Here is a 19656-nt window from a genome sequence, read left to right on the forward strand (position 1 = left end):
TACGAGCGGCCAGTAGCGAGCAGTTGTAAGCAGTAGCAGCCAGTGACGCCATGCAGGGGGCAACCGCCATGACGACAGGTCGGCTCGGGCAGTACACCGCGCCACCGAACGCGGCCTATGCCGGGCAGGTCGTGCGCTTCCCGGATCCGGTGCGCGCCTCGCGGCATCCGCGCGGGGTGCGGGTGGACGAGCGGGGTTTCCCGGACTTCTCGCCGTACGCGCGTGCGGCGGCGGAGATCGCGGAGCCTCCGGAGGGTTTCGGTGTCGACGAGTTGCGGCTGACGGACTACGTGTCGGCGAACGCGGCGATGGCGGCGACCGGGCACGAGCTGTGGGACACGATTCCGGCGGTGGCGACGCCGCACGGCTGGACGTGGCACCACGTGGCGGGTTCGCGCCGTCTCGAACTGGTGCCGGTCGAGGTGAAGGCGCTGCTGCGGCACCACGGTGGTGTGGCGACGGCGGCGGTGGACCACGCGAAGCGGGGGACGCGGCCGTTGCAGGAGACGCGTCCGGTGCACTTCGGGCTGCCGAAGTCCGGGATGTCGGTGTCGGAGCAGCAGTTGCAGGGGGTCGAGGAGGATCTCGGCTACCGGCTGCCGGGGGCGTACCGCTCGTTCCTGAAGGTGGCGGGCGGCTGTGCACCGGTGGGTGCGGCGCTCGACGCGGAGCTGGGTCTCCTGGTGGACCAGCCGTTCTTCACGGTGCGCGAGGAGGCGGGGGTCAACGACCTCGTCTACGTCAACAAGTGTCTGCGGGACCACCTGACGAAGGACTACCTGGGGGTGGCCTTCGTGCAGGGCGGTCTGGTCGCGGTGAAGGTGCGGGGCGCGGGCGTGGGTTCCGTGTGGTTCTGTGCCTACGACGACGTGCGGGATTCCGGTGAGGAGGCCGCGGGGTGGTCGGTGAACGAGCGGGTGGAGCGTCTGCTGCTTCCGTGTGGTGAGGATTTCGACGCGTTCCTGCTGCGGCTCGCCGGCAATCCGCCGGAGTTGGAGACGGTCGCGAATCTGATGGTGGACGGCGGCTTCGCGCGCGCCGTTCCCGTGGTCCCGGTGGGAGGGTGAGCCGGCTGTGGTGACGTTCGCGCAGGCGCAGGAGCGCGCCGAGGAGTGGATCAACGGCGATCTGCCGCCGTACCAGCACCAGGAGGTGCGGGTGCGGGAGTTCGGTCTGGGTTTCGTGGTGTGGGCGGAGGGCCGCGAGGGCGGTCCGACGTCGGACACGGGCCGGCAGCGGCTGGTGATCGCGCGGGATTCGGGCGAGGCGACGCTGTGGCCGGGGCTGCCGGTGGGTGAGGTGATCCGGCGGTACGAGGAGGAGTACGGGTCCGCGGAGGAGCAGGCGGCGCCGGTTCCGGCCGCGCAGCCCGCGCGCATCGACCTGAACCAGACGTCGTTCCTGCTGAGTCCGCCGGAGTGGCTGCAGGACGCGGCGGACAAGATCGGTCTGCCGCAGCGGCCGAACGCGTCGCAGGAGGAGCGGGGCGAGCCGGAGGGCGAGCCGGACACGGGTGGCGACGTGGTCGCGGCGTCGGGCCCGGAGGGGTTCGCGGCGGCGGGGTCCGGCGCGGCTTCGGGGTCGGTGTCGGTGTCGTCGGCCGGGGCGGACGTCTCGGACGGGTCGGAGACGTCGTCGGCGGCGATCCCGCTTCCGTCGTTCGACGCGTCCGCCTCGTCCGCCTCGTCCGCTTCCTCTTCGTCCTCTTCTCCGTCCTCTTCTTCCTCCTCGTCCGCGTCGTCGGACGGGGACGCGTACGAGCCGACGGCGATGGACGGGGTTCCGGCGGCGGCGCCGGCGAGCCCGTGGGCGGACGCCAACGCGAGCTCCGGCGGTGTGGAGGGCGTACCGCTGCCGGCGACGGTGTTCGCGCCGCCCCTGACGGGTGCCGACGACGAGGACACCCCGGCGCCCGTGGTGGGCGCGGACGCGCCGACGGCGCTGATGCACGGCGGGAGCGCGCTCCCGAAGACGGCCGTGGCGCCGCGTCTGGACCCGGCCGCGGCTCCGCCGCCGGGGGCGACGCCGCCGCCGGTGGCGCCGGGTGCCACTCCGCCGCCGCCCGCCGCCCCGCCGGTCGTGCCGGGCGCGGGGGACATCGCGGACGCGGCGACGAGCAAGGCGACGCTGCCGCCGAAGAAGCAGGCGTCGGCGCCGGTCGCGCCGCCGCCTCCGCCGGGGGTGCCCGGTGCGACGTCCGGCGGGCCCGCGCCCGCGTACATTCCGACGCAGCTGGTGCCGCAGACGCCGGCGCCGGGTGTTCCGGTGGGTCCGGGGGCTCCCGGGGCTCCGGGTACGCCTCCGCCGCCCGCGCCGCCGGGGCCGGTGACGCCGCCGCAGCCGGTGCACCACGCGGCGACGATGCTGGCGCATCCCGGTCAGGCCGGTCCGGCCGGCGGCGGCAACGTGCCGCCGCCGCCCCCGCCGCCGGGTGCTCCCGGCACTCCGGGTGCCTCCGGTGGTGCGGGCACGCCGGCGCACGGCATCGAGCACGCGCCGACGATGCTGGCCCAGCCGGGTCCGGCGGGTCCGGGCGCGCCGCTGCCTCCGCCGGGCCCCGCCCCGGCGGCGCCGCAGGCACCGGGCCCGGTCCCGGCTCCCGCCCCCGCTCCGGCTCCCGGTCCGGCTCCGGCCTACGGGTATCCGCAGCAGCCGCCGGCCGGTGTGCCGACGGTCGGTCCCGGGTACCAGGCGGTGCTGCGGTACCGGGCGCCGGACGGTTCGGAGCAGCAGATCATCCGGCGTTCGGCGCCGGGCACCCCGCATCCGGAGTGGCAGATCCTGCACGAGCTGCGCGGGCTCGGCGTGCCGCCGCAGCAGGTGCTCGAACTCCACACGGAGCTGGCGTCCTGTGAGCTGCCGGGCGGCTACTGCGCGCGGATGATCCGGGAGACGTGGCCGCAGGCGCGGATCACCAGCATCGCCCCGTACGGCCGGGATCACGCGGGCCGTCAGCAGGGCATGCGCCAGCTCCTCACCCACCAGGGTGAGTTGCACCAGGTGGCGGACGGTCCGGCGCGGCCCGCTCCGGTGCGGGCTCCGCTGCCGCAGGTGCAGCCGGCGCCGCCGGTGCCGCCGGAGGCCGTGGCGCAGGAGCTGGCGGGTGCGTTCGGGCCGGGGATCCTCCGGTTCGACCAGCGCGCGGTGTCCCGTCAGGGCGTGCCGGAGCTGGTGGCGGTCACGCTCATGTGGGCGGGGCTTCCGGCGGACTTCGGGCCGTTCTTCTGGGCGCAGCCGGCGGTGCCGGTGGTGCCCACGCTGGCGGAGCTGGCGCAGCAGCGGCAGGTGCCGGCGGCGCCGGACGCGAGTTCGTACCTGGTGCTGGGTTCGGACTTCGGCCGGGCGATCTGTGTCCAGTACGGGACCGCGCACATCGTGGCGGTGCCGGTGGAGGCGGGTCCGGGCGGGGCGTCGGTGCCGGCGCAGTTCGTGAACACCGGGCTGCCGGAGTTCACGCGGTCGATGGCGCTGCTCGGCCGGATGTGGCGGCTGCGGTTCGGGCTGACTCCGGAGCAGGCGGGCCGCTGGACGGTCGACTTCCAGGCGCAGCTGGCGATGCTGGACCCGGCGGCGCTGTCGTCGCCGGAGAACTGGTGGTCGGTGCTGCTGGAGCAGATGTGGGACGGACTGCTCTGACCCTGACCCGTCTCCTGACGGTCCGTGAGAGCGGAATGTGACGAAGGGCGCTCGATGTGTGATCACGTCGGGCGTCTTTTGTCCGTTCTTATGGCGCATCCTGGTGGGTGAGGCCATAGGGAAGGGGCGTCAGGATGAGTTTCTCCGTCGGACGGGGCCGGGGGTACCGCCCGGAGCAGGTCGACCGGCACGTCGACGCGCTCTCCCGGGAGCGCGACGAGTCATGGGAGCGGGCCGCGCGGCTGACCGTCCTCGCCAAGGAGATGGAGACGGAGCTGGCCGCGCTGCGGGAGGCCGTCGCGGCGCTGAAGCCGCAGCGGTACGAGTCCCTGGGCGAGGCCGCAGGACAGATCCTGAAGCTCGCCGAGCAGGAGGACGAGCGGCTCGTGCGCGCCGCCGAGGCCGAGGCGCAGGCCGTCGCGGAGGCGGCGGACGCGGCGGCCCGGGAGGCCGGGGAGGCGGCCGGGGCGTACGCGGAAGGGGTACGGGCCGCGGCCGAGGCCAAGGCCCGCGCCACCCTGGAGACCGCCCGCGAACGCGCCGAGGAGCTGGCCGTCATCGCCGGCCGCGACGCGGAGGGGGCCAGGGTGGCGGCGGAGGAGGCGTACGGGGAGACCGCGCACGGCGCGGCCGAACTCCTGGCCCACCAGGCCGAGGAGCACCGCACCGCCCGCGCCGACGCCGACCGCGAGGCGGAGGCGGCGGCCGCCGCGCTCGACGCCCGCCACGTCGAGCAGGTCGCGCGGGCCGAGGCCCGCATGGCGGAGGCCCGCCGGGCCCTCGCCCGCACCGAGGAGGAGGCCCGGCACGGCCAGGAGGACGCCGACGCGAAGGCCGCGGAGATCCTGGCGGACGCCCGGCTGAAGGCCGAACGGACCGAGCGCGCGACGGAGCGGCTGCTGCGCGAGCACGACGAGTCCCGCGACGAGATCCACTCCCACATGGAGCACATCCGCAACTCCCTCGCCGCGCTGACGGGCCGCCCGACGGCGGCGGAACCCGACAAGGCGAAGGAGGCCCCGGAGGCCACCGCGGCCTCAGAGGACGCCCCGGCGGACGCTCCGGCCGAGGCCCCGGCCGAAAACCCCGAGCCGGGTGGGGAACCCCGCCCGTAGTCTCCGCGCATGCGGATGAACCTGACGGCGGTGAACCTCGACTGCGCCGACCCCCTGGCCCTCGCCGACTTCTACGCGAAGGCCACGGGGCTGCCCCTGCACGAACGCTCCGACGCCGACTTCGCCGGCCTCGTGGACGGGAGCGGCCTGGTCCTGGGCTTCCAGCGGGTCGCGGACCACCGTCCGCCGGTCTGGCCGGACGGCGACGTCCCGGCCCAGCTCCACCTCGACTTCGACGTCGACGACCTCGACGAGGCGGTCGCCGCCCTGACCGCCCTCGGCGCCACGCTCCCCGCCGCCCAGCCCCGTCCCGACCTCTGGCGCGTGCTCCTGGACCCGGCAGGACACCCCTTCTGCGTCTCGCCCCGGACGCGGCGCGGGATGTGACCGTCCGGTAGCGTCTGCCCTCCCAGGGGAGGGAAACATGCACGTGAAGCACGTACACACGCGCGGCCGCCGTCTCGCGGCCGTCGCCGTCACCGTCGTCCTCGCCGCCACCGGCGGCACGCTCACCACGCTCCCGGCGGCCGCCGCGCCGGTCGCCGCGCAGGACCAGCAGGCGTCCGCCGTCACGTTCCCGCGCGACGCGGACGTCGTCGGCGCGGGCCCCAGCGGCTTCCTGTCGAAGACCCGCGGTGAGACGCCGGAGTTCCGCTGGACGCGGTACGCGGACGGGACGTCGACGGTGCTGCCGGGCGCCGACGCGGCGGGGGGCGGCTCGGACCTCGTCGTCACCGGCGACCGGAAGCTGATGAGCGTGAGCTCGCTGCTGAAGGTCCACGACATGGCGAAGCCGGACGCGGCGCCGGTCGTGATCGACCTCGACGCGCTCGGCGGCTACACCTACGCGGGCCTGGCGGACCGCACCCTCCTCGTCGAGCGGTACGAGGGCGGCAACACGGTCCAGTACGCCACCCCCCTCGACGCCGCCGTCCTCGCGGGCGGCACGCCCGAGTTCCGCAAGGTCGAGGGCGGCGTCCAGGTCGACTGCGAGAACGGCGACGGTGCCTGGACCGACACCGGCGCCGCGCTCTACGACTGCCGGGTGGGCGACGAGGGGTTCCCCGCCAAGATCTTCGCCGACCTCGCCACCGGCGAGACCCGCTGGTACCCCGTCGGCCCGGACGCGTGGGCCTGGGACGGCGCGGTCTCCGCCACCCACGTGGCCTGGCGGGAGGCGAGGGTGCCGGGCGGTCACGGGATCGCCGTTCATCCGCGCGGCGGCTCGACCCGCCAGCTCTGGTTCCCGTCGGAGTACGACGTGAGCGACCCCGTGTACCTCGTCGGCGGCTGGCTGGCGTCCGGCCAGGAGGCCCACATCGACGGGGCCGGGTCCGCCGAAGGCGGGGAGGCCACGACGCGGCTGCCCTTCACCCTCCAGTCGATCGGGAACCCGGCAGAGACCTTCGTCGCCCTCACCGCGTTCTCCTCCGCCGTCGTCGGACCCGACGGCACGCTGCTCGTCCGCGGCGGCACGCCCGAGCAGGGCGAGGGGCTGTACCGGATCGCGCCGCGTGCCGACGGCGGCCGGCCGACGGTCGAACTCGTCGCGTCCACCGGACAGTCGACCGTCGTCGCCCTCACCGGCCACGCGACCCCGAACGAGATCACCGGCGAACAGGCGGCGCGCGGCGTCGACTTCGGCTGGGACCTTTCCCGGGGGGACGCCCGGGTGACGATGACCCTGACCCATGTGCCCAGCGGGAAGAGCGTCTCGCAGGCCTGGCCCGCGGAAGGCGCCGCCGGCGAGCCGCGCCGCGTCACCTGGCGCTGGGACGGCAAGGACCTGGAGGCGAAGGACTGGGGCGCGCCCGCGCGCAACGGCACGTACGAGTGGAAGCTCACCGCCCGTCCGGACGACGGCATCGGCCCCGACCTCGTCGCCACCGGACGGTTCTCGGTGACCCGGCCCGCCGCCGCGCACGACTACGACGACGACGGCACCGCCGACCTCCTCACCCGGGACCCGCAGGGCGTGCTGTGGCGCTACGGCACCCGGCCCGCCGCCACCGGCGGTTCGCTCACCGGGACCGGTGGTTCGCGGGTGGGCGGCGGCTGGCAGACGTACGACCGGCTGGTGTCCGTCGGGAACGCGGCGGGGAGCTCCGCCCCCGACAGCATCGCCCGCGACCGCTCCGGCATGCTCTGGCTGTACCAGGGCACCGGCAACCGGAACGCGCCGCTCGCGCCCCGGACCCAGATCGGCGGCGGCTGGCAGACGTACGACCGGATCACCGGCGGCGGCGACGTCACCGGCGACCGGCGGCCCGACGTCCTCGCCCTCGACAAGACCGGCGTCCTCTGGCTCCACCCGGGCACCGGCAACGCCAAGGCGCCGTTCTCCGCCCGGAAGCGGATCGGCGGCGGCTGGCAGGTCTACAACGAGATCACCGCCGCCGGGAACCTCGGCGGCGCCGCCGCGGGCGACCTCCTCGCCCGGGACCGCTCCGGCGTGCTGTGGCTGTACCTCGGCAAGGGCGACGGCACCTTCGCCGCCCGCAAGCAGGTCGGCGGCGGCTGGGGCGCGTTCAAGGGGCTCACCGCCGTCGGCGACGCCAACGGCGACGGCCGCGCCGACCTCGTCGCGTGGAACGGCGACGAGACCTTCTACGCCGGCACCGGGGACTGGTCCGCCCCCTTCAGGCGGGGCGCCCGAGCGGGCCTGACGCAGGACTCGGCGTACGACTCCCTCTTCTGAGTCCTACTCCGCCGGGGCCCAGGGGGCGGCGAGCAGCTCCGCGAGGGCGCGCCGCTCCCGGCCCCCGGGCGGGGCGCCGGCGGCCCTGCCCAGGGCGACCATCGACACGACGGCCCAGCCCGGGGCGGGGTCCAGCTCCTTGGTGATCCCCTCCAGGTCGAAGGCGCGGAACTGGTGGGCGCACAGGCCCATCGCCTGTGCCTGGACGGTCATGTGGGCGACGGCCTGCCCGAGGTCGTAGTCGGCGAACTCGGAGTACCGGAGCCCCGAACCGTCGACGTGCCGGCGGGTCAGGGCGACGACGAGGAGGCCGGCGTCCACCGCCCACCGGGCCGCGCTGGGGGCGAGGTGCGGCACCACGCGCGCGTGCTCCGGCTCGCCGGGGCGCGCCGTGAAGAAGCCCCACGGCTGGGAGTTGCCCGCGGAGGGGGCCCAGCGGGCCGCCTCCAGGAGCAGGTTCAGCGTGGGGTCGTCGACCGTACCGGACGGGTCGAAGCGGGCGGGGCTGAACCGGGCCGCGAGCAGCGGGTGGAGACCGGCGCGCGGTTCCGGAGCGGGGTGCATGTCCGGGCCAACCCGGCGCCGCGCGGGGCTATTCCGGCCGGTCCCCGTCCCCCGACACCTCCTTCAGGACCGGGAAGCGGCGGGGGGCCAGGGTGAGGAGGGCGAGGAGGGCGAGGGCGGCGGCGGCCGCGGCGCCGAAGTAGACCCAGTCGACGGCGGCGTCGACCGCGCGGCGGATCGCGTCGGTGGTGTCGAGGGAGCCGGCGAGGGCGTCGAGGTCGGTGTCGCCGCCGAGGCGGGCGGCGAGGACCGCGTTCGCGACCGCGCCGAAGGCGGCGGCGCCGACGCTCTGGCCGACCTGGCGGCAGAAGAGGACGGAGGCGGTGGTGGTGCCGCGTTCCTCGTAGGGGACGGTCGACTGGACGCCGACCATGAGGGGGAGCTGGAAGAGGCCCAGGCAGCCGCCGAGCGCCAGCATCAGCAGGGCCGGCTGCCAGGCCTCGCCGGGGTAGGGGAGGAAGGGGAAGGCGAGCAGGCAGGCGAGGGCGCCGGAGATGCCGAGGACGGCGGTCAGGCGGAAGCCGACGCGGGTGTAGACGCGGTTGGAGAAGGCCGCGGAGATCGGCCAGCTCAGGGTCCAGGCGGAGAGGACGAAGCCGGCGGCGATCGGGCCCAGGCCGAGGACCGACTGGGCGTAGGTCGGGAGGAAGACGGTCGGGGCGACCATGAGGAGGCCGAGGGCGCCCAGGGCCACGTTGACGGCGGCGATGGTGCGGCGGCGCCACACCCAGCCGGGCAGCATCGGCTCCGCCGCCCGGCGTTCGACGGCCACGGTCACGGCGGCGAGGAGGGCCGCGCCGCCGAGGAGGGCCAGGGACGGGGGCGAGAGCCACGGCCAGGCCACGCCGCCCTGGACGAGCGCGGTCAGCAGCAGCGCGCCGGTCGCGAAGACGCCGAGCGCGCCGGCCCAGTCGACGCGGACCGGGCCGGTGCGCGGGGGCCTGGCGGGCTCCTTCAGGTGGCGGACGATCAGCCAGAGGGCGGCGGCGCCGAGCGGCAGGTTGACGAGGAAGATCCAGCGCCAGTCGGCGTAACCGGCGAGGAGCCCGCCGGCCGCCGGGCCCGCGACGGCGGAGGTGGCCCAGACCGAGGAGAGTCTCGCCTGGATCCTGGGGCGTTCCTTGAGCGGGTACAGGTCGGCGGCGATGGTCTGGACGGTGCCCTGGAGCGCGCCGCCGCCGAGGCCCTGGACGACGCGGAAGGCGATGAGCGCGGCCATGTTCCAGGCGGCGGCGCAGAGCAGGGAGCCGAGCAGGAAGAGGACGGCGCCGGCGACGAGGACCGGCTTGCGGCCGTAGGTGTCACTGAGCCTGCCGTACACGGGGAGGGTGACGGTGACGGCGAGGAGGTAGCCGGAGAAGAGCCAGGAGAAGACGGAGAGGCCGCCGAGGTCGCCGACGATCTGCGGGACGGCGGTGGCGACGATGGTGCCGTCGAGCGCGGCGAGCCCCATGCAGAGCATCAGGGCGGCGACGACGGGGCCGCGGCGCGGGTGCGCGGGCGGCTTCTCCGGGCGGGTCCGCCTCGGGGCCGTTCTGCCGTCCGTCGCCACGCGCCTCTTCCTTTCTTCGTACACCTAAATGTGCGCGGACAGGGTCTCACTCCGACCACGGGCTGAGGAACCCCTAAGGGAAGCTCCCCCATGCGAGCCAGGGGACGGTCGTCCCGGCGGAGGACGAGAAGGGACGGGTGCGGTTCTTAGCTTGGTCTTACAACACCCACCCGCTTCCGTTGAGGAGAAGACCGTGACTTCGGCTGTGACCATTCCCAGGCACGGGGGTACCGGAGGGAAGACGGCCGTCGCCGCGCGGGCGCGGCAGGTCGTCAAGGCGTACGGGGCGGGGGAGACCCGGGTCGTCGCCCTCGACCACGTCGACGTGGACATCGTCCGCGGCCGGTTCACCGCGATCATGGGCCCCTCGGGGTCCGGCAAGTCGACCCTGATGCACTGCCTCGCCGGGCTCGACACCGTCACCGGCGGACAGATCTTCCTCGACGAGACCGAGATCACCGGCCTCAAGGACAAGAAGCTCACCCGGCTGCGCCGGGACCGGATCGGCTTCATCTTCCAGGCGTTCAACCTGCTGCCGACGCTGAGCGCGCTTGAGAACATCACGCTGCCCATGGACATCGCCGGGCGCAGGCCCGACAAGGAGTGGCTGGACCGGGTCGTCGAGACCGTCGGCCTCGCCGGGCGCCTCAAGCACCGGCCGTCCGAGCTCTCCGGCGGCCAGCAGCAGCGCGTCGCCGTCGCCCGGGCGCTCGCCGCCCGGCCGGAGATCATCTTCGGCGACGAGCCGACCGGCAACCTCGACTCGCGGGCCGGCGCCGAGGTCCTCGGCTTCCTGCGCCGCTCCGTGGACGAGCTGGGGCAGACGATCGTCATGGTCACCCACGACCCGGCCGCCGCCTCCTACGCGGACCGGGTGCTGTACCTCGCGGACGGGCGGATCGTCGACGAGATGGAGCGGCCCACCGCCGAAGCCGTCCTCGACCGGATGCTCCTCTTTTCCGGGGGAAACCCCCAGACCCCCGACTTCGACGCGCGCGGGCGGACGTCATGACCGTCCTCAGAACCTCGCTGCGCAACCTCCTCGCGCACAAGGGCCGGATGGCGCTCTCCGCCGTCGCCGTGCTCCTCTCCGTCGCGTTCGTGTCCGGGACCCTCGTCTTCACCGACACCATGAACACGACCTTCGACAAGCTCTTCGCCGTCACCGCCTCCGACGTCACCGTCTCCCCGGTCTCGGCCGACGCCTCGGACGAGACCCCGGACACCGGCCGCCCCGAGTCCCTCCCGGCCTCCGTCGTCGCCGAGGTGCGCGGCGCGAAGGGCGTCGCCGAGGCCAGGGGCTCCGTCAGCTCCATGGGCGTCACCGTCGTCGACCGGGCGAACAAGAACGTCGGCCCGACCAGCGGCGCCCCGACGATCGCCGCCGACTGGAGCCCGTACGAGCTCCGCACGGTCGAGCTCGTCGAGGGCCACGAGCCGCGCGGGCCCACCGACGTCGTCGTCGACCGCGGCACCGCGGACAAGCACGGCCTGGAGCTCGGCGCCCCGCTGCGCACGATCACCGCCGACGGCGACTTCACCGCCACGATCTCCGGCATCGTCGAGTTCAAGGTCACCAACCCGGGCGCCACCCTCGTCTACTTCGACACCGCCACCGCGCAGCGGCAGCTCCTCGGCAAGGAGGGCGTGTTCACCCAGGTCATGGTGGAGGCCGAGCCGGGCGTCGCCCACACCGCGCTGAAGGCGGACGTCGCCGCCGCGCTCGGCGACGGCTACAAGGTGCAGACGGCCGCCGAGGTCGCCGACGAGGGCAGCGAGGACCTGGCCGGCTTCCTCGACGTCATGAAGTACGCGATGCTCGGCTTCGCCGGGATCGCCTTCCTCGTCGGCATCTTCCTCATCGTCAACACCTTCTCCATGCTGGTCGCCCAGCGCACCCGCGAGATCGGCCTGCTGCGGGCCATCGGCGCCGGCCGGAAGCAGATCAACCGTTCCGTCCTCGTCGAGGCCGTCCTCCTCGGACTGATCGGCTCGGTCGCCGGCGTCGCCGCCGGCGTCGGACTCGCCGTCGGGCTGATGGAGCTCATGTCGACCATGGGCATGGAGCTGTCCACCCGCGACCTCACCGTCGCCTGGACCACCCCCGTCGTCGGTCTCGCCCTCGGCGTCCTCGTCACCGTCCTCGCCGCGTACGTCCCCGCCCGCCGGGCCGGCAAGGTCTCCCCGATGGCCGCCCTCCGCGACGCCGGCACCCCCGCCGACGGCCGCGCGGGACGGGTCCGCGGCGCCGCCGGCCTGCTCCTCACCCTCGCGGGCGGCGGCGCGCTGTGGGCCGCGACCGAGGCCGAGAAGGCCGGTACGGGGTCGCTCTGGCTCGGCGCCGGCGTCGTGCTGTCGCTGCTCGGCTTCGTCGTCATCGGCCCGGTCCTCGCGGGCGGCGTCGTCCGCGTCCTCGGCGCCGTCGTCCTGCGGGTCTTCGGGCCCGTCGGCCGGATGGCCGAGCGGAACGCGCTCCGCAACCCGCGCCGCACCGGCGCGACCGGCGCGGCCCTGATGATCGGCCTCGCGCTCGTCGCCTGCCTGTCCGTCGTCGGCTCCTCCATGGTCGCCTCGGCCACCGACGAGCTCGACCGGTCCGTCGGCGCGGACTACATCGTGCAGAACCGGATGGGCGCGCCGATCGTGCCGCAGGCGCAGGCCGCGGTGGAGCGGACGGCGGGCCTCGACCACGTCACCGAGTACCGGCCGGTGGACGTGCGGATCACCGACCCGGCCGGGACCGTCTCCAAGGAGTGGCTGGCGGCGACCGAACCGTCGTACGTCGGCGACCTCAGGCGCGAGGTGGCCGCCGGCGACCTGACGGCCGCGTACGCCCCCGGCGCGATGTCCGTCGGCAGCGACTACGCCACCGCGCACGGCGTGAAGGTCGGCGACACCCTCACCGTCGCCTTCGCGCACGGCTCGACGGCGAAGCTGAAGGTCGCGGCGATCACGGCGGACACCGGGAACGTCGACAACGGCGCGCTGTACACGAACGTCACCACCGTCCGTGCGCACCTGCCGGCCGAGCGGCTGCCGGCCAGCGGGCTGCTGCTCGCGAGCGCGAAGGACGGCCAGGAGGAGACGGCGTACGCCGCGCTGAAGGAGGCGCTGGCCCCGTACCCCCAGTACACGGTCTCCGACCAGGCCGACTACAAGGAGGACCTCCAGGACCAGGTCGGGCAGCTCCTGAACATCGTCTACGGCCTCCTCGCGCTCGCGATCGTCGTCGCGATCCTCGGCGTGGTGAACACGCTGGCCCTGTCGGTGGTCGAGCGCACCCGCGAGATCGGCCTCATGCGGGCCATCGGCCTCTCCCGCCGGCAGCTGCGCCGCATGATCCGTCTGGAGTCGGTCGTCATCGCCCTCTTCGGCGCGCTGCTCGGCCTCGGCCTGGGCATGGGCTGGGGCACGGCCGCGCAGCAGCTCCTCGCCCTGGAGGGCTTCGGGGTCCTGGAGATCCCCTGGCCGACGATCCTCACGGTCTTCGTGGGCTCGGCCTTCGTGGGGCTCTTCGCGGCGCTGGTCCCGGCGTTCCGCGCGGGCCGCATGAACGTCCTGAACGCGATCGCGAGCGAGTAGCGCCGACCGCGCCGGCGCCCCCGGGCCTCACCCCATCGGGTGAGGCCCCCGCCGTCGTCCCGTTCCGTCGTGGCCGCCCGGTGGGACCAGCGCCCGCAACGGAACGGGGCGGCGCGTCGTAGGGTGGAGGCCCCGGCCCGTTCACGTGTCGGGTGGTTCGCGTTGCCGCTTGTCCGTTCACCCTCGTACGTACCGGGATGGAAGCTCCATGAGCCTGCACGGTCTGCTCGACCTCGTCGTCAAGGACGCGGCCCTCGCGGAGGCGGTGACGGCCGCGTCCGACGGAAAGCGTCCGCACGTGGACCTGGTCGGGCCCGCGGCGGCCCGGCCCTTCGCCGTGGCCGCGCTGGCCAGGGACTCGGGGCGTCCGGTGCTCGCGGTGACGGCGACCGGCCGCGAGGCCGAGGACCTGGCGGCGGCGCTGCGTTCGCTCCTCGACCCGGACACCGTCGTCGAGTACCCGTCCTGGGAGACGCTGCCGCACGAGCGGCTCTCGCCCCGTTCGGACACCGTCGGCCGCCGTCTCGCCGTCCTCCGCCGGCTCGCCCACCCGAGCCCGGACGACCCGGCCGCGGGCCCGGTGTCCGTGGTCGTCGCGCCGATCCGGTCCGTGCTCCAGCCGCAGGTGAAGGGGCTGGGGGACCTGGAGCCGGTGGCGCTCAGGTCGGGGGCGACGGCGGACCTGAACCACATCGTCGAGGGGCTGGCCGCCGCCGCTTACTCCCGGGTCGAGCTGGTCGAGAAGCGCGGCGAGTTCGCCGTCCGCGGCGGCATCCTGGACGTCTTCCCGCCGACCGAGGAGCACCCGCTCCGGATCGAGTTCTGGGGCGACGACGTCGAGGAGATCCGTTACTTCAAGGTCGCCGACCAGCGTTCGCTCGAAGTCGCCGCGCACGGCCTGTGGGCGCCGCCCTGCCGCGAGCTGCTGCTGACGGACGAGGTGCGGGGGAGGGCCGCGGCGCTCGCCGAGGAGCACCCGGAGCTCGGCGAGATGCTGAACAAGATCGCCGAGGGCATCGCCGTCGAGGGCATGGAGTCCCTCGCGCCGGTCCTCGTCGACGACATGGAGCTGCTGCTCGACGTCCTCCCGGCCGGGGCGATGGCCGTCGTCTGCGACCCCGAGCGGGTGCGGACCCGCGCCGCCGACCTGGTCGCCACCAGCCAGGAGTTCCTGCAGGCCTCGTGGGCGGCGACGGCCGGCGGCGGCGAGGCGCCGATCGACGTCGGCGCGGCCTCCCTGTGGGGGATCGCGGACGTCCGCGACCGGGCGCGGGAGCTCGGCATGATGTGGTGGTCGGTGTCGCCGTTCGCGGCCGACGCCGAGACCGACGGCGACACCCTCGCGCTCGGCATGCGCGCCCCGGAGACGTACCGCGGCGACACGGCCCGCGCGCTCGCCGACACCAAGGGCTGGCTGGCCGACGGCTGGCGGACGGTGTACGTGACGGAGGCCCACGGCCCGGCGTCCCGCACCGTCGAGGTGCTCGGCGGCGAGGGCATCGCGGCCCGTCTGACGGCCGACCTGACCCGGGTCGACCCGGCCGTCGTCCACGTGGCCTGCGGCTCGATCGACTTCGGCTTCGTCGATCCGGCGCTGAAGCTCGCCGTCCTCACCGAGACCGACCTGTCCGGGCAGAAGGCGGCCGGCAAGGACGGCCAGCGGATGCCGGCCAAGCGCCGCAAGACCATCGACCCGCTGACCCTGGAGGTCGGCGACTACATCGTGCACGAGCAGCACGGCGTCGGCCGCTACCTGGAGATGGTGCAGCGGACCGTGCAGGGCGCGACCCGCGAGTACCTCCTCGTCGAGTACGCCCCCGCCAAGCGCGGCCAGCCCGGCGACCGCCTGTACATCCCGACGGACCAGCTGGAGCAGGTCACCAAGTACGTCGGCGGCGAGGCGCCCACGCTGCACCGGCTGGGCGGCGCGGACTGGACGAAGACGAAGCAGCGGGCGAAGAAGGCGGTCAAGGAGATCGCCGCCGACCTGATCAAGCTGTACAGCGCCCGGATGGCGGCCCCCGGGCACGCCTTCGGCCCCGACACCCCGTGGCAGCGGGAGCTGGAGGACGCCTTCCCGTACGCGGAGACGCCCGACCAGCTGTCGACGATCGCCGAGGTGAAGGAGGACATGGAGAAGACGGTCCCGATGGACCGGCTGATCTGCGGCGACGTCGGCTACGGCAAGACGGAGATCGCGGTGCGGGCCGCCTTCAAGGCGGTCCAGGACGGCAAGCAGGTCGCCGTCCTGGTGCCGACGACCCTCCTGGTGCAGCAGCACTTCGGCACCTTCTCCGAGCGGTACGGACAGTTCCCGGTGAACGTCCGCGCGCTGTCCCGCTTCCAGACGGACACCGAGTCGAAGGCGACGCTGGAGGGGCTGAAGGAAGGTTCCGTCGACGTCGTCATCGGCACCCACCGGCTGTTCTCGTCGGAGACGAAGTTCAAGGACCTCGGCCTGGTCATCGTCGACGAGGAGCAGCGCTTCGGCGTCGAGCACAAGGAGCAGCTGAAGAAGCTCCGCGCCAACGTCGACGTCCTCACCATGTCGGCCACCCCCATCCCCCGTACGCTGGAGATGGCGGTCACCGGCATCCGCGAGATGTCGACGATCACCACCCCGCCGGAGGAGCGGCACCCGGTCCTCACCTTCGTCGGCCCGTACGAGGAGAAGCAGATCGGCGCGGCGATCCGCCGCGAACTGCTCCGCGAGGGCCAGGTCTTCTACATCCACAACCGTGTGGACTCCATCGACCGCGCGGCGGCCCGGCTCCGCGAGATCGTCCCCGAGGCGCGCATCGCGACGGCCCACGGCCAGATGACGGAGTCGGCCCTGGAACAGGTCGTCGTCGACTTCTGGGAGAAGAAGTTCGACGTGCTCGTCTCGACGACGATCGTCGAGTCCGGCATCGACATCTCCAACGCCAACACCCTCATCGTGGAGCGCGGCGACAACTTCGGCCTCTCCCAGCTCCACCAGCTGCGCGGCCGCGTCGGCCGGGGCCGCGAGCGCGGCTACGCCTACTTCCTCTACCCGCCGGAGAAGCCCCTCACGGAGACCGCCCACGAGCGGCTGGCGACCATCGCGCAGCACACCGAGATGGGCGCCGGCATGTACGTGGCGATGAAGGACCTGGAGATCCGCGGCGCGGGCAACCTCCTCGGCGGAGAGCAGTCCGGCCACATCGCGGGCGTCGGCTTCGACCTGTACGTCCGCATGGTCGGCGAGGCCGTCGCGGACTACCGCGCTTCCCTGGAGGGCGGTGCGGAGGAGGAGGCCCCGCTGGAGGTCAAGATCGAGCTGCCGGTCGACGCCCACGTCCCCCACGACTACGCGCCCGGCGAGCGCCTGCGGCTCCAGGCCTACCGCGCCATCGCCTCCGCGAACTCGGAGGAGGACGTCAAGGCCGTGCGGGAGGAGCTCACCGACCGCTACGGCAAGCTGCCCGAGCCGGTCGAGAACCTCCTCCTCGTCGCCGGCCTGCGCATGCTGGCCCGCGCCTGCGGGGTCGGCGAGATCGTCCTCCAGGGCCCCAACATCCGCTTCGCCCCGGTGGAACTCCGCGAGTCCCAGGAGCTCCGTCTGAAGCGGCTGCACCCCAAGTCCGTCATCAAGCCGGCCGTCCACCAGATCCTGGTCCCGCGCCCCGCCACCCGCCCCATCGGCGGCAAGCCCCTCGTCGGCCGCGAACTCCTCGCCTGGACCGGAGAGTTCCTGACGACGATCCTGGACTAGGGCCCGTCCGGCGGCGCCGGGACAGCTCGAAATGATCACTTTCGGTGGTTTTCGGGCCTAGGATTCCCGGGTGCTGATACGTCGAAGGCTCCACCGCGCCCCCGTCCTCGCCGCCGTGTCGTCCGGGCTCGTCCTCCTCGCCGGGTGCTCCCTGCCCGCCGAGGGCGGCGAGGGCGCGTCCGGCGGGTCCGCGTCCGCCGGACGGGTCGCGAGCCCCTTCCGGAACCCGGACGGGACGAAGCCGGGGCTCGCGCCGGTGACGGCGGAGGAGGAGCGGGCGCGGGCCAGGGACCTCATCGGGGGGCTCGCCACCAAGGGGCGGGGGCCGCGCACCGGGTACGCGCGGGAGGAGTTCGGGCACGCGTGGCTGGACAAGGCGGACGGCGTGCCGTTCGCGCGCAACGGCTGCGACACCCGCAACGACCTGCTCCGCCGCGACGGCCGCGAGCTGCGCTTCCGGGACGGCTCGGACTGTGTGGTGGTGGCGATGACACTGGACGACCCGTACACCGGCACCACCATCGACTGGCGCAAGCAGAAGGCCGCCGAGGTCCAGATCGACCACGTCGTACCGCTCTCGTACGCCTGGCAGATGGGCGCCTCCCGCTGGACGGACGCCCAGCGCAAGCGGCTCGCCAACGACCCGCTGAACCTGCTTCCGGTCCAGGGCCGCGCCAACTCCGCCAAGGGCGACTCCGGTCCGGCCTCCTGGCTGCCGCCGGCCAAGGGCGTCCGCTGCGCCTACGCGGTCCGGTTCGCGCAGGTGGCGGAGAAGTACGAGCTGGCGGTGACCGGCCCGGACCGGACGGCGATGCTGCGGCAGTGCGGCGGCTGAACGGGCCCGTCCGATAATCGGTTGGCGTGGCGTCAGAAGGTCTCTAGCCTGCGGGCCATGGACCACGAACTGAAGATCACCACGCTCGCGGAGCGCCCCGAACTCGAAGGGCCGATGTGGTCCATGAAGGACCTCTGGCCCGAGTTCATGATGTACGACCCGATCGGCTGGTCCCACATGGGCCGGATCGTGCGGGAGTTCCCCGAGTACGTGCTCGTGGCCACCGGCCCGGACGGCGCCGTCGTCGCCCGCGGCTTCAGCGTGCCGTTCCGCCTCGACGCGGACGGGCGGCGGTCGCTGCCCGACCGGGGCTGGGACGAGGTGCTGCTGTGGGCCTTCTCCGACCTGCGGCACGGGAAGACGCCCGACACGGTGAGCGCCATCGAGATCACCGTCGACACCGGCGCCCTCGGGCGCGGGATCTCGCACCGGATGCTCGCCGCGATGCGGGAGAACGTGCGCCGGCTCGGCTTCTCCGAGCTGGTCGCGCCGGTCCGGCCCAACGGCAAGCACCTGGAGGCCGGGGCCTCCATCCACGAGTACGCCGTCCGCACCCGGGAGGCCGACGGGCTGCCGCACGACCCGTGGCTGCGGGTGCACGTCCGCGCCGGTGGCCGGATCGAGGCGGTCGCGCCCGCGTCGATGACGGTCTCGGGCTCGCTGGAGCAGTGGCGGACGTGGACGGGGCTCCCCTTCGACACGGACGGTCCGGTCGAGGTTCCGGGCGCGCTCGTGCCCGTCCACTGCGAGGCCGCGCGCGGCTACGCGGTCTACGTCGAGCCCAACGTGTGGGTGCGGCACGCGGTCGCCGCCTCCTGACCCGGGGCGGGGGAGCCGCCCCCGCGGGGTGATCTTCGGGGCGGGCGCTGTACCGTACGGCGTCCCCGTCGTACGCGAGTGCAAGCACCGCGCGCCCGCCCCCGTGAGAGGTCCCGACCGTGAACCACCCCGTCGTCCTGGAGAAGGGCGCCGTCCCGCGCCGCGAGGGGCCGCCCGCGCTGCCCGCCCGGGCGGCGCTGGCCGCCGTGCCGGTGTTCAGCCTCGGCGTCCTCGGCTGGGTGCCCGCCCTCGCGCTCGCCCTGTACCGGGGGACCCGCGCGGACTGGCTCGCCGCGCTGTTCTTCACGGCCGTCTCGGTCGGCTGGTGCTTCCAGGTCGCGCTGACCCCCGTCGACACCTCCGGCGGCGCCTTCCTCCTCGACGTGGTCCTGCTCGCCCTCTCCACGGCGGGCGCGGCCGGGCACGTCCTGCTGGCGCGCGGGAAGGGACGGGTCGCGTGAAGACCAGGCGTACGTGGCGCACCCGCGCCCGGAAGGCGGAGACCCGCTCCACCGCGCCCGACGTGCTCGCGGCGGCGGCCGGGCTGCTGCGCGGCCGGGCCGGCTGGGCGGTCGGCTCGGTCCTGGTCGTGCTGCTGGGGCTGCTCGCGGCCCGGCTGGTCTCGGGCGCCCTCGGCGACGACGGGGGCACGCCCCCGGACACCCGCGCCCGGTCCTACGCGGACCGGGACGCCTGCCTCCTGACGGACGAGCGCGGCATCGTGTCGGGCGGGCCCGCCGCGCCCCTGTGGGAGGGCATGCAGCGCGCGTCCGCGGACGGGCGGGTGCGGGTGACGTACGTGCCGGTGATGGGCGAGCGGACGGCGGCGAACGCGCGCCCGTTCCTCAACGGTCTGGTGCAGCGCGACTGCGAGATCGTCGTGGCCTCGGGCCCGGCCCAGGTGACGGCGGCGACGGAGGCCGCGGCGAAGAACGGCGGGGTCCGGTTCGTCGTGGTCGACGAGGGTGCCGGTACCGGCGAGGTGCCGGAGAACGTGACGCGGATCGCGGCCGGCGAGAAGGCCGGCGGCGAGGTCGAGGCGGTCGTGGCGCGGTTCGCGCGGGAGGGCTGACCCGTCGGCCGGGGCCGGCGGTGGACAGACCGGAGCTAAGCGGACGT

General features: G+C 74.3%; 14 protein-coding genes. 12 read left to right on the forward strand and 2 right to left on the reverse strand.

The features are described 5' to 3' along the window. The first annotated feature begins 68 nt into the window (after window positions 1-68). From ABZ621_RS23715 to ABZ621_RS23735, 5 genes are all read left to right on the forward strand, one after another. Window positions 69-1067, forward strand: a complete 999-nt coding sequence (locus ABZ621_RS23715) for an SMI1/KNR4 family protein (RefSeq protein ID WP_360607829.1) — start codon at window positions 69-71, stop codon at window positions 1065-1067. A 7-nt stretch (window positions 1068-1074) separates the two neighbouring features. Next, on the forward strand, window positions 1075-3636 hold the full coding sequence (locus tag ABZ621_RS23720; RefSeq protein WP_360607670.1) for an SUKH-4 family immunity protein: 2562 nt from the start codon (window positions 1075-1077) through the stop codon (window positions 3634-3636). 134 nt (window positions 3637-3770) lie between these two features. Continuing rightward, on the forward strand, window positions 3771-4751 hold the full coding sequence (locus ABZ621_RS23725; RefSeq protein ID WP_360607672.1) for a cellulose-binding protein: 981 nt from the start codon (window positions 3771-3773) through the stop codon (window positions 4749-4751). 9 nt (window positions 4752-4760) lie between these two features. Next, the gene (locus ABZ621_RS23730; protein ID WP_360607674.1) at window positions 4761-5138 is read left to right on the forward strand and encodes a VOC family protein; all 378 of its coding nucleotides are present in this window, start codon (window positions 4761-4763) and stop codon (window positions 5136-5138) included. Window positions 5139-5175: 37 nt separating this feature from the next. Further along, window positions 5176-7449 (forward strand): VCBS repeat-containing protein, encoded by a 2274-nt coding sequence (locus ABZ621_RS23735; RefSeq protein WP_360607676.1) that lies wholly within the window; start codon window positions 5176-5178, stop codon window positions 7447-7449. Window positions 7450-7452: 3 nt separating this feature from the next. Here ABZ621_RS23735 and ABZ621_RS23740 read toward each other — a convergent pair whose 3' ends face one another. Together ABZ621_RS23740 and ABZ621_RS23745 are read right to left on the reverse strand one after the other, a co-directional pair. Next, window positions 7453-8013 carry a nitroreductase family protein gene (locus ABZ621_RS23740; protein WP_360607678.1) on the reverse strand — a complete coding sequence of 187 codons (561 nt, stop codon included), beginning with the start codon at window positions 8011-8013 and terminating at the stop codon, window positions 7453-7455. 28 nt (window positions 8014-8041) lie between these two features. After that, on the reverse strand, window positions 8042-9565 hold the full coding sequence (locus tag ABZ621_RS23745; RefSeq protein WP_360607680.1) for an MFS transporter: 1524 nt from the start codon (window positions 9563-9565) through the stop codon (window positions 8042-8044). Window positions 9566-9758: 193 nt separating this feature from the next. Between ABZ621_RS23745 and ABZ621_RS23750 the strand changes: the two genes are divergently transcribed. The 7 genes from ABZ621_RS23750 to ABZ621_RS23780 all read left to right on the forward strand — a co-directional run bounded on the left by ABZ621_RS23750 (window position 9759) and on the right by ABZ621_RS23780 (window position 19609). After that, on the forward strand, window positions 9759-10577 hold the full coding sequence (locus ABZ621_RS23750; RefSeq protein WP_360607682.1) for an ABC transporter ATP-binding protein: 819 nt from the start codon (window positions 9759-9761) through the stop codon (window positions 10575-10577). Then, window positions 10574-13147: an FtsX-like permease family protein gene (locus tag ABZ621_RS23755; protein WP_360607684.1), complete on the forward strand. Its 2574-nt coding sequence runs from the start codon at window positions 10574-10576 to the stop codon at window positions 13145-13147. The genes ABZ621_RS23750 and ABZ621_RS23755 overlap by 4 nt, the downstream gene beginning before the upstream one ends. Before the next feature lie 208 nt (window positions 13148-13355). Beyond that, complete coding sequence (gene mfd, locus ABZ621_RS23760) at window positions 13356-16883, forward strand: transcription-repair coupling factor (RefSeq protein ID WP_360607686.1); 3528 nt, start codon at window positions 13356-13358, stop codon at window positions 16881-16883. A 70-nt stretch (window positions 16884-16953) separates the two neighbouring features. Then, window positions 16954-17718 (forward strand): HNH endonuclease family protein, encoded by a 765-nt coding sequence (locus ABZ621_RS23765; RefSeq protein ID WP_360607688.1) that lies wholly within the window; start codon window positions 16954-16956, stop codon window positions 17716-17718. Between the two features lie 57 nt (window positions 17719-17775). Continuing rightward, window positions 17776-18537: an N-acetyltransferase gene (locus ABZ621_RS23770; protein ID WP_360607690.1), complete on the forward strand. Its 762-nt coding sequence runs from the start codon at window positions 17776-17778 to the stop codon at window positions 18535-18537. 119 nt (window positions 18538-18656) lie between these two features. Next, a complete protein-coding gene (locus tag ABZ621_RS23775) occupies window positions 18657-18998 on the forward strand; it encodes a hypothetical protein (protein ID WP_360607692.1) in 342 nt (113 codons plus the stop codon). Further along, window positions 18995-19609 (forward strand): BMP family ABC transporter substrate-binding protein, encoded by a 615-nt coding sequence (locus ABZ621_RS23780; protein WP_360607694.1) that lies wholly within the window; start codon window positions 18995-18997, stop codon window positions 19607-19609. The genes ABZ621_RS23775 and ABZ621_RS23780 overlap by 4 nt, the downstream gene beginning before the upstream one ends. Window positions 19610-19656: the final 47 nt, after the last annotated feature.

The sequence above is a fragment of the Streptomyces sp. NPDC007863 genome (genome assembly GCF_040633895.1).
In the GTDB taxonomy this organism is placed as follows: Bacteria; Actinomycetota; Actinomycetes; order Streptomycetales; family Streptomycetaceae; genus Streptomyces.

What these genes read in the sequence shown, in the direction of transcription:
- ABZ621_RS23715 (WP_360607829.1), top strand. Translation starts at nt 69, where the DNA reads ATGACGACAGGTCGGCTCGGGCAGTACACCGCGCCACCGAACGCGGCC.
- ABZ621_RS23730 (WP_360607674.1), top strand. Translation starts at nt 4,761, where the DNA reads ATGCGGATGAACCTGACGGCGGTGAACCTCGACTGCGCCGACCCCCTG.
- ABZ621_RS23735 (WP_360607676.1), top strand. Translation starts at nt 5,176, where the DNA reads ATGCACGTGAAGCACGTACACACGCGCGGCCGCCGTCTCGCGGCCGTC.
- ABZ621_RS23755 (WP_360607684.1), top strand. Translation starts at nt 10,574, where the DNA reads ATGACCGTCCTCAGAACCTCGCTGCGCAACCTCCTCGCGCACAAGGGC.
- ABZ621_RS23725 (WP_360607672.1), top strand. Translation starts at nt 3,771, where the DNA reads ATGAGTTTCTCCGTCGGACGGGGCCGGGGGTACCGCCCGGAGCAGGTC.
- mfd (WP_360607686.1), top strand. Translation starts at nt 13,356, where the DNA reads ATGAGCCTGCACGGTCTGCTCGACCTCGTCGTCAAGGACGCGGCCCTC.
- ABZ621_RS23740 (WP_360607678.1), bottom strand. Translation starts at nt 8,013, where the DNA reads ATGCACCCCGCTCCGGAACCGCGCGCCGGTCTCCACCCGCTGCTCGCG.
- ABZ621_RS23770 (WP_360607690.1), top strand. Translation starts at nt 17,776, where the DNA reads ATGGACCACGAACTGAAGATCACCACGCTCGCGGAGCGCCCCGAACTC.